The organism is Alkalihalobacterium sp. TH-98 (assembly GCF_057473385.1).
Genome location: NZ_JBYCKM010000037.1, coordinates 1 through 11,966 on the forward strand (window position 1 = coordinate 1; position 11,966 = coordinate 11,966).

At 37.2% G+C, this 11,966-nt stretch carries 16 protein-coding genes; 7 read left to right on the forward strand and 9 right to left on the reverse strand.

All coding sequences use genetic code 11. From position 1 onward, the window contains the following. Window positions 1–208 precede the first annotated feature (208 nt). Both AC2VNP_RS13320 and AC2VNP_RS13325 read right to left on the reverse strand, forming a co-directional pair. Window positions 209–700, reverse strand: a complete 492-nt coding sequence (locus tag AC2VNP_RS13320) for a competence protein ComK (RefSeq protein ID WP_486917792.1) — start codon at window positions 698–700, stop codon at window positions 209–211. A 119-nt stretch (window positions 701–819) separates the two neighbouring features. Beyond that, on the reverse strand, window positions 820–1,116 hold the full coding sequence (locus AC2VNP_RS13325) for a helix-turn-helix domain-containing protein (protein ID WP_486917793.1): 297 nt from the start codon (window positions 1,114–1,116) through the stop codon (window positions 820–822). 586 nt (window positions 1,117–1,702) lie between these two features. On the opposite strand from AC2VNP_RS13325, the gene AC2VNP_RS13330 reads away from it, so the two are divergent. The 3 genes from AC2VNP_RS13330 to AC2VNP_RS13340 all read left to right on the forward strand — a co-directional run bounded on the left by AC2VNP_RS13330 (window position 1,703) and on the right by AC2VNP_RS13340 (window position 4,592). Continuing rightward, on the forward strand, window positions 1,703–1,858 hold the full coding sequence (locus AC2VNP_RS13330) for a YwzD family small protein (protein WP_486917794.1): 156 nt from the start codon (window positions 1,703–1,705) through the stop codon (window positions 1,856–1,858). 220 nt (window positions 1,859–2,078) lie between these two features. After that, on the forward strand, window positions 2,079–3,914 hold the full coding sequence (locus AC2VNP_RS13335) for an AAA family ATPase (protein ID WP_486917795.1): 1,836 nt from the start codon (window positions 2,079–2,081) through the stop codon (window positions 3,912–3,914). Between the two features lie 102 nt (window positions 3,915–4,016). Then, on the forward strand, window positions 4,017–4,592 hold the full coding sequence (locus AC2VNP_RS13340) for an EndoU domain-containing protein (protein ID WP_486917796.1): 576 nt from the start codon (window positions 4,017–4,019) through the stop codon (window positions 4,590–4,592). 186 nt (window positions 4,593–4,778) lie between these two features. Here AC2VNP_RS13340 and AC2VNP_RS13345 read toward each other — a convergent pair whose 3' ends face one another. After that, a complete protein-coding gene (locus AC2VNP_RS13345) occupies window positions 4,779–5,063 on the reverse strand; it encodes a hypothetical protein (RefSeq protein ID WP_486917797.1) in 285 nt (94 codons plus the stop codon). A gap of 320 nt (window positions 5,064–5,383) precedes the next feature. Between AC2VNP_RS13345 and AC2VNP_RS13350 the strand changes: the two genes are divergently transcribed. Then, window positions 5,384–6,133, forward strand: a complete 750-nt coding sequence (locus tag AC2VNP_RS13350; protein ID WP_486917798.1) for a DUF6904 family protein — start codon at window positions 5,384–5,386, stop codon at window positions 6,131–6,133. Between the two features lie 320 nt (window positions 6,134–6,453). On the opposite strand, the gene AC2VNP_RS13355 is transcribed toward AC2VNP_RS13350, so the two are convergent. The 5 genes from AC2VNP_RS13355 to AC2VNP_RS13375 form a co-directional block, all read right to left on the reverse strand. Next, window positions 6,454–6,627, reverse strand: a complete 174-nt coding sequence (locus AC2VNP_RS13355; protein WP_486917799.1) for a hypothetical protein — start codon at window positions 6,625–6,627, stop codon at window positions 6,454–6,456. Between the two features lie 36 nt (window positions 6,628–6,663). Then, complete coding sequence (locus tag AC2VNP_RS13360) at window positions 6,664–7,320, reverse strand: hypothetical protein (protein ID WP_486917800.1); 657 nt, start codon at window positions 7,318–7,320, stop codon at window positions 6,664–6,666. Window positions 7,321–7,458: 138 nt separating this feature from the next. Further along, window positions 7,459–7,689: a hypothetical protein gene (locus AC2VNP_RS13365; RefSeq protein ID WP_486917801.1), complete on the reverse strand. Its 231-nt coding sequence runs from the start codon at window positions 7,687–7,689 to the stop codon at window positions 7,459–7,461. A gap of 304 nt (window positions 7,690–7,993) precedes the next feature. Further along, window positions 7,994–8,296, reverse strand: a complete 303-nt coding sequence (locus AC2VNP_RS13370; protein WP_486917802.1) for a hypothetical protein — start codon at window positions 8,294–8,296, stop codon at window positions 7,994–7,996. Between the two features lies 1 nt (window position 8,297). Continuing rightward, complete coding sequence (locus AC2VNP_RS13375; RefSeq protein WP_486917803.1) at window positions 8,298–8,528, reverse strand: hypothetical protein; 231 nt, start codon at window positions 8,526–8,528, stop codon at window positions 8,298–8,300. A gap of 371 nt (window positions 8,529–8,899) precedes the next feature. Between AC2VNP_RS13375 and AC2VNP_RS13380 the strand changes: the two genes are divergently transcribed. Genes AC2VNP_RS13380 through AC2VNP_RS13390 form a run of 3 tightly spaced genes read left to right on the forward strand, consistent with a single transcriptional unit; the run spans window position 8,900 to window position 10,995 of the window. Continuing rightward, window positions 8,900–10,309, forward strand: coding sequence for a YifB family Mg chelatase-like AAA ATPase (locus AC2VNP_RS13380; protein WP_486917804.1), 1,410 nt, complete (start codon window positions 8,900–8,902; stop codon window positions 10,307–10,309). Then, window positions 10,261–10,440 (forward strand): magnesium chelatase subunit ChlI family protein, encoded by a 180-nt coding sequence (locus AC2VNP_RS13385; protein WP_486917805.1) that lies wholly within the window; start codon window positions 10,261–10,263, stop codon window positions 10,438–10,440. The genes AC2VNP_RS13380 and AC2VNP_RS13385 overlap by 49 nt, the downstream gene beginning before the upstream one ends. Next, on the forward strand, window positions 10,441–10,995 hold the full coding sequence (locus tag AC2VNP_RS13390) for a transposase (RefSeq protein ID WP_486917806.1): 555 nt from the start codon (window positions 10,441–10,443) through the stop codon (window positions 10,993–10,995). 123 nt (window positions 10,996–11,118) lie between these two features. Here the strand turns inward: AC2VNP_RS13390 and AC2VNP_RS13395 are convergent. Further along, window positions 11,119–11,966 (reverse strand): hypothetical protein (locus AC2VNP_RS13395; protein ID WP_486917807.1); only part of this gene is annotated, 848 nt, incomplete at its 5' end.

Here is an 11,966-nt window from a genome sequence, read left to right on the forward strand (position 1 = left end):
CATTGAAATCTTTTACCGAAGAGAACGGACTTAAATGCGAGAATTGGTCGATGTGGCCTGGTTTCACGGGGAGTGCCTCCTTGGATTATGTTCTTTTTATGGGGAAGTCATTGGTACCTTGTTTTAATCTATTAATGAATAGGTAGTTGAATACGTACGGAGTGAAGATCATAGAAAGCAGAAGAGGAGAACAATTGATTAGAGCGTGTCACTTATAATGTGGAAACTCAGTGGAGTGTTGTGAAAAACGCACAATGCAATAAGAGGTGCGCTGCATTTGCCGTTCCATCGAGTAGAGAGAGACAGGGAGTAACAGTTCTTTTTCATCATGGAACGTAACGATGGTGTGTGTGGGCGTGTCCGGGTGACGGTGAAGCGACTTGATGTGGTGATAGAATAGCCAATGACATTCATGCAGCTTGGGCGAATGAGTGGGAAAGGCATAAGTTTGTTCACCTGGATGAATAGGTATGGGTGATTTCGAAGTAATTCCTGTTTTATATGTAACGGCAGCTCTCCTGCCGTCAAAATCAGCACCGCCTACTAAGCAGGCCTCTTTAATGAGTTGAAGCGAAGGCTTTTTCACGTAATAGTGTTGGGTGCGCTCCCAGACGATCGCTTGATAGTCGATATGATAGGCAGGAAGAACGGCCATCGTGTTTGGGTTGATTTTATAGTGGGGAAGGATGATTGGGGTCATGGTTTGGGCTCCTTTTTTGGGGGATTTTGTGGTGTGGAACAGCTTTTTAAAAAGGGAAACAGTATCTTCAATTATGAAGGAGTGGACGGGGGAGATATTTAAGGTAGAGAAGATAGAAGTTAACTCTCCTCGTGGAATTCCTTTTCTTTAAGTAGCTTCTCAATTTCCTTTCTAGTGCCTGCAAACAGGGCATGGTTATTGAGACCGATGACATACGCCACTTTTAGCAAGATATAATAAGAGGGTGTTGATTTTCCTCGTTCAATCTCACTTAAATAAGAGGGATCGATATTCGCATCCAATGCTACTGTTTCAATGGATTTGCCTAAACGCTTGCGTCTTAATCTAATCGTTTTACCAACGACCTTATTTAACTCGTTTTCTACCTTAGCATCTTTCTTTTTATCGACTGCCAATGTTCTAGCCCCTTTTTATCTACTATAATTACTCAATAAAAAGGAATGAGCGATAGGCTATAGCCGATGGAATGGAATAATATGTAAAAATTTATAAAAAAATTTTTTGGGCGTTTCCTGGTGCTTCCTAATTAGATTGAAGATGGGGGTCTGTGATTGCTCCCCCTTTTTATAGAAAACGAGAATAGCATCATCACAGTGAGGCACAAACCGCACAGCAAAAACCCATCTAGCTTCATGTGCTAGATGGGTTTATATTAGAGAGAAAGGGTAATCGTGTGAAGCACGGGGACGGTTCTGGTGCTTCCTAGGCATGACGGGAAATGGGAATTCTCTTAATGAGAAGTTGCTCAGTATAACAAATAGGATCTGCTGCTCGTAAAAAAGCATAGAGGGAGTGAAAGAAGCAAGAGAACCGTCCCTATGCTTCCCCAAAGTGAATAGTATTGGTTTGAATGGCTTGGAGGGGGACTTAGAGAACCGGGACAGACCTCGTTTTTTGTCGAAACATTTGTTGAACTGTAAGTGATTTTTTGTGTTACCATATTAGAGGGAAATGTATAGGAAATTAGGAGGGTTAAGAAAGTTGGCTGTTAAGACAAAATTAGATGAAAAGGCATTACTAGACATCCTTCAATATGCTTACGATAAAGCTAGTAATGACACTTCGATCGATACAAAAAAACTAGTAGACGATATTTCAGAGAGACTAAGGCCGTTTGTAAATGAAGTAGCAAAATAAACGTTAGTGATACTTAACAAATAATATTTATTAGAGGAAGCCTATAAAATATTGTTTGAAAAAGTATAACTAAGGAAGGGGTCTGTCCCCCACCGCTTTAACGCAGTGGGGGACAGACCCCTTGTGATTGTGGTGTGGTAAAATAAGGTGTAAACAAATGGCTGCAGATCATGTGTAAATGGTTTAGTAATCAATTTTATGGAGTATTGGGGAGGTCAAAGTGAAGATAATTGGTTTTAAGATTAATAACTATAAGTCAATAGGATCGAAAGAGAACTATTTATCTGTAGATCCAAAAGTTACTGCCCTTATCGGAAAGAACGAGTCCGGTAAGAGTAATATTTTAGAGGCTGTAGGTAAATTATCGTTTGAGAAACCACTTAGTTCTAGTTACCTTAATAATAAAAATAGGGGAGCGTCTGATGAAGTTTCTGTCATTGTTCATTTGGAATACTATCAAAGTGAATTAAATGAATTTGAAATTAGTCAAGCAAATACATCAATTAGTTTCACAGATAATACAGTGGTTAAGATTGAAGGTGCATTATCGGAATTATTGAACGATGATGAATTACTAATGGAAGCTATTCAATGTGTTCTAGAAAAGAATATTAGAAGTGTTTGGGGAAATGATTCTAACCGCATTAAATCAGTACAAGATTATTTGAATGGCTTGAAGGCCATAACTTCACAAGTTTATATAAATCATAGCGCTAGATTAGGTAATTTAAAAAATTGGATAACCAATGATTATACAAGCAAGGAAGACTTGATTGAGAAATTGGAGATTATTGATAATTGTCTTACAAAATATTATTCTCTTCTACCTAGAATGTATTACCGTGAACAATACCCGCAATTAGAAGCCAGTTATAAGTATGATGATATAAAAAATATTCTTAAAGAACCAAACCATATCTTTTATAGATTCCTTGTAGCAGCAGGTATTACGGAACAAGAAATAGTGCAAGCATTCGAAGACCCTATAGATGGTAATAGGAAAACTGTTCGAAATAGAATTGCAAGAAAAATTGAGAAAAACATTGAGGCAGGGTTTAATGAATTTTATAATCAAGAGAAAATTGAATTTCAAGTAGAATTTGAAAATCGTATCTTTAAAATATATATATTAACTGATGATAAGGCAATGAATCTAAGCGAAAGAAGTAATGGATTACGTTGGTACATAAGTATATTTGTTGATGTACTTTCACGTGAGTATAAAAATTCCTCTTTAGTTTATTTGCTAGATGAACCAGGAGTATATTTACATGTAAATGCTCAAAAGCAACTCCTAGAATTATTTTCAAGACTAGCAGATAGAGAAAACCAAGTAATATATACTACACATTCTCCATACATGATAGACAGTAAAGACATATCCAACGTTAGGGCCATTGAAAAAGTTGAGGAAGGTAATACAAAAATATTTAAGAGTGCTTACGACCAAAATTTATCAAATGACTCAAAAATGGAAACCTTATCCCCATTAGTACAAGCTATCGGAGCGGATTTAAAGTTTAATATAGGACCATCTAGTAAAAACAATCTAATCACCGAGGGCATTACAGATTATATGTATATGAATGCCATGATAAGTTATTTGGATATTGATAATGTCCCAAATATCATACCTTCAGCAGGTGTTAGTAATATCAATAGAATTGTTTCAATTTTAATTGGTTGGGGATGTGAATTTAAGATTTTATTAGACTATGATAAAGCTGGTTACAACGAATACGATGTATTAGTCAATAAACTGGATGAGACTCTAGAAGATAAAATTGTATTCGTAAGTTGTAACGAAGAAGTAGTTAAGGAGAAAATGGTGAGCAACCCAATGACAATTGAGTCGTTAATTTCTAAAGATGACTCTAAAAATTTGAGTACCCCATATGATGGTTCTAGTTCGTCGAAGAAATTAGCTGCAAAAGAATTTCACGATAAAGTAGTAAACAGGGAAATCCAACTTGATAATGAGACGGTGTCGAACTTTCAAACATTGTTTGAAGCACTGAATATTCAAAGTATTAATCTGGTACATTCATCCCTGTAAGCTCAATTAATACAGGGATGAATGTATAATAAAAACAGCTTGAGTAAATGACTTAAATATTAACACTAGCAAAAGCACAAAAATAGGAAAGAGGTTATTATTATGCCTTTAAAAAGGGAAGATTTGTTGTTTAGAACTTTTGAAGAACTAGATAATGAAGATGATTATATACCATATCATATTTGCTTTATTGGTTTAAAGAGGTTTAAAAATGATTTTATTCCTGGAGAGTCATTGTTCCTTAATGACAAGCCAAAAGCTGAAGATCTAGATGATGATATTTATTGGATTGAATATGATGAAAATGGTGAAGTAGTAAATCATACCTTAGCCCATATCTTTGAGGGAGATCGTAAAGGAGGCTATCATTCCTCTAGTGAACAAGGAATTGGCGATAAGGCAGAAGAAATTAATAGAAACCAAGGCTTTGGAAAAAAAGGTGCCTATAAGGCAAATGTATTAAATAGAGTTACTTCAAAGCAGTTTAGTCCGAAAACTATGTTTCCCAAAAGCTACACTAGGGAACAAGTAATTACATCAATAAGTGAAGCGTTTATTGATTGTAAATATACTGGAACCTATCCAGAGTGGATTGGTAAAGATAATAAAGGGCTTGAAATTAAACTCATCCTTACTGACAATTTCCAAATTAAGACTTGCTGGCCACATGAAAAATAGCAATTCAAAACATATGAATCAGAAAAAACAAAAGTTATTCGTTATTACAGCCCATCATTTAAACTTGGTGGGCTCACTAATGAAATGATTATAGGAATAGAGGATTAAGCAACCCACTAAGTTGAAGTATAGGTTTTTATACAGTTACTTGGTGGGTTGTTGTAATAAGAGCATAGCTTAGGTAAGTTAATCCTCTTGATTTTTAGAAAATGATAGTTGGTACTCTTGTTCTTCTTTCATCCGTTTTATAGATTTAATTTTGTCAGCAAATACAGCGTTGAAGTTTGCTCTGAAATCATCAATGTCTTTTGATAGTTTCATAACTGGTATTAAGGCTTGTAAATGCTCTCTTAAAAAGCGAAGACCTTTATCTTCAGTTAAGTATTGGGAATCGTCACTGTGACACCCCGAAAAATCTTGTTTCACGCAATGTTCCACAGGAGGCAGGGGAATGGTTCTGCTGCCTGCCAAGTACGGAATATTTCCTCACGATAGCGAGAAGTTACTCAATATATTGAAATAGGCTACCGCAGAACGAGTGACTGTCCTTTTTCCTGGTTTCCTATAAAATGGATCTTAAGTTTCTGATTGCACCATCCTTTTTACACTCATAATCATATTTTGATATAAAACATCCCAAAGTTATTTTTTGGTCTAACTTTTGGGGTGAACATCACCGTTCTCCTGCTTCTGTTTAACGTTTAGAACTTGTATAATTGCAGTTAGAGAATGTAGAAATATTTTTAGAAACAAGATGTTTTAACCTATAAAGAGAGGATGGTTAATGATAAATGATCCGCGTTGAGTCTACAACCAATAATACAGGTGTTGCAATAAGTGGGGATTTTTATGATTTTGAGTTGCTATATGATTCACTACATGAAGTTGTCGGTGATGAATGGGAATGGACAGGATATGAAGCAGCTCGATTAAGGGTCCTAGGAGTTTGTTATGATCTTCGGCATGCTATAATGGGACATCGTGAAGTCACGTTTGTACATAATGGGCTAGATCAAGATAAGATGAGACACTTGTCGATTATTACAAATGACAAAAATACCAATTTAGCCTTTAACGTATTATGGCCAGAAATCCTTTTTGTTACAATGGCTTTAAATGATTTTATTAGGTTATATGCAAGAAAGCGAGCTAAGAACAATTACAACTACTTATCTGATTATCGAACCATCTGGGACCCATCAATTGCATCTGTTCGAAGCTTTCAAGCTGCAATAGTAAGTTGTTTGAACAAAACGCTACCCGAAACATCCGTTAACCGGGTAGTAAAGATGATGAATAAAGACTATGCTTGGTCTGATGATTATGCTACACAGTATGTTGATGAATTAAACTGTAAATTTATAAAAATGGATAAGGATAAACGGGTAAAAAACCTATCCATTATGGCTAAGCGACTCGCAGAAAAGGGGCAGGATTATCGACAATTAGAGAATGCTGTGTTAGATGCAGCAAAAAAATATGATTGTCATGTGACCAATTTAAAGTCAACCGCTGAATATCCCGAAGTAATAGAATGGTAGAAACCGTCACAGTGACACCCCGAAAAATCTTGTTTCACAGAATGTTTCACGCTGGTAAATGTGTGTACTAAAAAAACAGTGGATTGGTTTAATAATTCCAATCCACTGTTTTAATCCCCAAAATGTTTATTGCAAAATACATTGTGACAATCCGAAAAATAATAAAAACCTTTCACTAGTTCAAAATTTGAATTAACCAAAGGTTAGGTATTAAGTACTATACCTAATATATAGATGCTACATATTAATTTACTAATAACATTATTTATAGAACCTTGATAAGAAGCCAATGTTCATCATAACTAATTTGAACAAACATACTAAATATTTGCTTTGATTCCAAAGATATTTATTGAGACTTTTTTCTTTTGTTCATTATCCTCGTTTTTTTCCCTAGGATCGATACCTAATTTTTCTTGATAAAGTTTAAAAAATTCCTCACGTTTTTCATCTAACTTTTCATCTTCGAGCATAGTAACGGGCTGATTTAACATTGCATCTCCCCCTTAACTAAATTATAACATTTCCCTTTATTTAATTAAATAGGCCTGCCTCTTAATTAATTCGACAAAATTATAAGCATCACTTTTAAATTGTTCGATCATTTCATCATCACTCCATGATTGATCAGCATGATGGCATAGTACAAAAACAAACTGTTCTCCTAATTCATTTTCTACTTCAATGTTGGAGTAATGTCTTAACTTTTTACTGTCTGAATCGCCTTTATAATAATTTTCTCTTATTGTTTCATTATTATCAATCAAATTAAACTTATTTTGTAATAAGAAAACGGCAATGGCCAAACCAGATTTCTTTCTTTGTAATTGTTTAATTTCCTCATCCTTTAAAGGCATTTTAAATTTCCCATATTTTTTCACTAAAACTTCATAAGCTATTTCCATAAGACTAAAAGTTATTGCATCTTTATCCGTATATTCCTTTTTGTTTAGAAGCATTACTGCACAATTTACAAAGAATTTACCCATAGAACCGAAGTCATCATGAGCTTTATTTTTTGTTTTTTTACTGATGCTTGCTTTAGCATAAGCTTCAATAAGCTCTTGTATAAATTTGTTATCAAATTCGAAATATGCCTGTGAGATTGTATTTAAATCATGACCCTCGTTAATATAGTGATTTTGTAGAGATACGTCACAGTGACAACCCGAAAAATCTTGTTTCACATAAAATGTTTCACGTAAAAAAATCAGTCCATACTCACAAGTAGTTGTGAAATGGACTGATTTAAACAGTATTTAACACCAATAGGTGGTTATTTTTCATAATACTTTGCAGCAGGTTTCCTAATTCTTACTCTATATTTAGGCACGTACGTCATCCCAATCAATGAGTACGTCGTTTTCAATATCAACCTTTGCTTGTTTTAAGATTTCCTTTTCTTGATCTGTAAATGGAGAGTTATCTGCTTCAATAGTAATTTCCTTGTCATGATCTTTTTCAATTACAACTTTAATAAGGTTATAAACCAACCTTGTATCACGTTCATTTACAAGATCTATCAGTGTATGAAGGTCTTCTTTTCGAATACTCATAAGACCACTCCTTAAATGATTTAATTATTATCATTAATATACACGATTTTTTTAGAAACCGTCACAATGGCACCGCGTTGGAAAATCGGGGGTCTGTCTCCCACTCAGCTAAAGTTTAACGCGTTAGATAGGTCTAGTCCGGTAGCGGATGTAGGAACGGTTGACACCTTTTGTGCTTCGTTAACCCATGAAAAAGTTTGTTGGTGGGATTAAAAAAAGTGTGTAAAACACAGGGGGATGGGAGCATATGACTGTTCCTTGCTCTCTTGTCAAAACAACTGATAAATCGTGATTAATTGAGGAATTACAGCGGTTTCTGGTGCGGGTGTCGAATTAAATATATTTCGATATGGTTACCTGTGATACGATAAAAGACTTTATATGGATCAGAATTTCCAACTGATAATAAGACCATCCTGAGATCGACTGGCATGCTTCTAATGAGGACCTGGCGACCAGGAATATAAATAGAAAAATCTTGCTGCTGAAAATAGGTATGAATAGTGTCTTTAAGATAACTTGCGATAGGCGGTAATTCAATATTAAGTCTCCATTGATCCAATTCCAGTAACGACTGAATGGCAGACTTCCTCCAATGAATTTCCATGTTAGTTCCCTAATAGCTTCCTAATTTCTTCTTCAGATAATAGAGGATTATGATCATTTAATGCTTGAAGTAATTGTCTTTCTTCTTCAGGGTCCGTTACTTCGTAACAATCATTGTCTTTAGCATTTTCTACTTCCACCAATAGAAACTTACGCTCACCGATTTGTATATAGCGGTTATCCGATTGAAGTACTCTTTTCATGTCTGTACTTTCGACTTTTATAGGTTTCATTTTTTCACCTACTGTCATTAGATTTCTTCTTATTATAAAGCATTAGGAGTCATTTGGAAACGGGGAATCTGTCACTGTGACACCCCGGAAAATCTTGTTTCACGGAATGTTTCACGGAATGTTTCACGGAGAACCGGCACAGTAGGTACCGGAATTTCCCGAACTTTATTTGATAAGATAACGGAATTGGTATGGGGAAGCAGCATATTTTGGTTGACAGTGCTTTTCCATACTTTTTATAATGATAGTAATTCTATTGAAAGACTTCTCTATTTCCTCATGTTTTTCTTCGTTTTTATCTGCAATAACTTCAATCGTTAATTCTTTCTTTAAAAATTCATCAAAAAACTACCTTTTTGGAGGGGTGTATTTTGTCTGCAAAAGTGAATAGTATTGGTTTGAAAGGCTTAGAGGGGTACCTTGTCCAGGTGGAAGTTGAAGTGATGGAAGGGGTGGAATCTGTCATTATTGTCGGATTGCCTGATGCTTCTGTCAAGGAGTCGCGTGAGCGTGTGTCAGCTGCGATGCATCGGATGGGGCATTCGCTAGTCGATAAGAAGGTTGTTGTCAATTTATCACCAGCAGAGCAAAGAAAGAATGGCCCGTTGTTTGATTTAGCTGTCGCTCTAGGTGTGTTAAAAAGCGGGAAATTCATTAATGAAACGATTCCGATTGATGCTGCTTTTATTGGAGCGTTATCGTTAGATGGTTCCATTCAACCTGTCCACGGTATGCTCCCTGCCATCTTAGCCGCAAAGCGACTCGGGATGAAAAAGCTTTATTTGCCTTTTGACGAACAACTTCCTAACATTGATATCGCTCGATTAGAACTCGTCTATGTAACTTGTCTTGATGATGTCCTTGAACATTTAGCTGGTAAACCTGTTTTACCGTTTACTAATCAGACTTCTGCAGTGGCTGAGGTTAAAGAGGTTCAACAGGATCGGGATTTTCGGCAAATTATCGGTCATGAGTTTGCTAAACGAGCACTGGAGATTGCGGCTGCGGGTGGGCATCACGTGATGATGGATGGACCGCCTGGTTGTGGAAAAAGTATGCTTTCTGAAACCTTTCCGACGATTTTGCCTCCTTTATCGCAAGAAGCTCAACTCGAGAAAGTTAGTCTCTATCAATTAGCAGACGCTCCGCTTGACTCACTTACTTCACCTCCCTATAGACACCCACATCACTCCGCTTCTGCCGTTTCCATCATTGGAGGAGGCTCAAATCCTAAGCCAGGAGAAGTTTCTCTTGCTCATCGAGGCACTTTATTTTTAGATGAATTAGCGGAGTTTTCTAAGAAAACATTAGATATGTTAAGGCAACCTTTAGAGAATGGTAAAGTCACGATTAGTCGTGCGCATTCCACGGTATCCTATCCTGCTAAGTTTATCTTTATTGCTGCTATGAATCCGTGCCCATGCGGCTATCGGGCTTCGAGTACGCATTATTGTTCGTGTTCTGACAAACAAGTGATCGCTTACCAAAATCGAGTATCTGGTCCCATTCGTGATCGTATTGATATTTTGCTTTCATTAAAACCTGTGAATTTACAAGAAGCCACATTAGAATCAATGGAGACATCAGAGGTCATTAGAAATCGGGTCATCGCAGCGAGAAAACAACAGTATGAACGATACGGCTCGGACCTAACGAACAGTGAAGTATTATTTGATCAGCTAGTCTCAAAAGGACAATTAGCCATGTCACAACAGAAAATGATTCAAAGTGTATGCACCAAGGACTCAGTAATCGAGCTCATATTAAAATCATTAGATTAGCAAGAACCATTTCAGACTTGGAAGGTCACGTGTCCATTTCAAATCGTGCCATAGTCGAGGCGTTTCAACTGAGAAAAGTGGAAGTAAATGCATCTTTGATCTCGGAATTTTCCCTAGAGGGGGATTGGTAGATGAGTAGAAGAAGACGAGTGATTATCCCTGATCGCTTTTACCACATCGTATGTCGAGGTAACCGTCGCGACCCGTTGTTTCGAGATCGTAATGATTTTATTGAAATCTTGCATATGCTTGAAAAAATCTACGAAAACACCCCCTATGAACTTGTCGCCTATTGTTTCATGACCAACCATTTTCACCTCCAATTACGTTCCCAACAAGCATCCATCTCCAAAGTCATGGCCCTGTTAAATAAACGTTATGCTAACTACTACAATACGAAATACCGCTTAACGGGTCACGTGTTCGAAAAACGATTTTATTCTGAGCTCATCGAAGATACGACAGGAATGCTAGAAGTGAGTCGTTATATTTTCTTAAACCCTGTAAAAGCAAGGATGGTACGCTCCCCTGAACACTATCCGTGGAGCAGCTTTCAGTTCTACACGAAACCCAAAATGATACCACCTGTATATCTCGATATGGAGCGTCTTTTAAACTATTTTCCAGGAACGGTGGAAGAGAGGAGAAGAAGGCTTGTGGAGTTCGTCACAGTGACACCCCGATAAATCTTGTTCCACGTTGGTAGATGAATTAGAGTCTGACCTCTACTAGGGTATGAGAAGCACCGTCTGGCTGATGCTCCCACTGCCTCCAAAGCACTACCCCCGTAGGGAACATCCCTCTTTCTATTAATTCCCCACTAACCATCCACCCCAAGGCATATCCTCCGCCATTAGCCTTCTCTTTTCCACCGCTAATTTCCCAGCTACAGTCCCGTAAAAGTACTGAATAAAGGTTGTCCTAATATAACTTTGTTTGTATTTATAGACCGTCTCTTTAAACGCTTGAATGATGGTTGGAAGGAACATATCGATCGATTGGTGGAATTTCATCGAGCGGTAGGCGATCAAGGCTTTGTCCCATAGGGAACAGATGTCTTTGGCGCGGTTGAAGAACGGTTTGGCCACTTTGACAAACGGGGTTGGGACGTACGACGGTACGAATGTGTGATCGAGTGAGTCTAGTGTTGGCTGACGTAGTTCTTTAATATGTTTTTGCTTTTTAGTTTGAAAAGATGGAGCTTCTGGGGCCTTTTCTTGGACTTGAAGTCTTGCTGCGTCTGGTTTTGTCACAGGGTGTCGATTTGTCAATTGTGAGTCTTGCGATTCGTCAAAGCGGTGGAAGACATAGACGTTATGAGAGTAGCCTCCTTTTTGACGGATCGTGTGATGGATACTAAGGATGCCGAGGGCTTTTGCCTTGCGCAGCATCCGTTCAAACGTCGAGCGAGATATTTTCCCGTTTTTCGCTTGGGCGGCTTGTACCAGTTTAGCCACCCTTGCATTACAAACTCCATACTTTTTTACGCTGTATTGAATTAACGTTAATAGAGCAATCCGTTCTCCTTTCGTAAAATGAGGCTCGTATTGTTTTCTTGCTTTTTTCATGGATTCATTGAAATCTTTTACCGAAGAGAACGGACTTAAATGCGAGAATTGGTCGATGTGGCCTGGTTTCACGGGGAGTGCCTCCTTGG

Coding starts and splice junctions, on each gene's coding strand:
- AC2VNP_RS13320 (WP_486917792.1), bottom strand. CDS start 700: ATGACCCCAATCATCCTTCCCCACTATAAAATCAACCCAAACACGATG.
- AC2VNP_RS13340 (WP_486917796.1), top strand. CDS start 4,017: ATGCCTTTAAAAAGGGAAGATTTGTTGTTTAGAACTTTTGAAGAACTA.
- AC2VNP_RS13350 (WP_486917798.1), top strand. CDS start 5,384: ATGATCCGCGTTGAGTCTACAACCAATAATACAGGTGTTGCAATAAGT.
- AC2VNP_RS13355 (WP_486917799.1), bottom strand. CDS start 6,627: ATGTTAAATCAGCCCGTTACTATGCTCGAAGATGAAAAGTTAGATGAA.
- AC2VNP_RS13365 (WP_486917801.1), bottom strand. CDS start 7,689: ATGAGTATTCGAAAAGAAGACCTTCATACACTGATAGATCTTGTAAAT.
- AC2VNP_RS13370 (WP_486917802.1), bottom strand. CDS start 8,296: ATGGAAATTCATTGGAGGAAGTCTGCCATTCAGTCGTTACTGGAATTG.
- AC2VNP_RS13375 (WP_486917803.1), bottom strand. CDS start 8,528: ATGAAACCTATAAAAGTCGAAAGTACAGACATGAAAAGAGTACTTCAA.
- AC2VNP_RS13385 (WP_486917805.1), top strand. CDS start 10,261: ATGCACCAAGGACTCAGTAATCGAGCTCATATTAAAATCATTAGATTA.
- AC2VNP_RS13390 (WP_486917806.1), top strand. CDS start 10,441: ATGAGTAGAAGAAGACGAGTGATTATCCCTGATCGCTTTTACCACATC.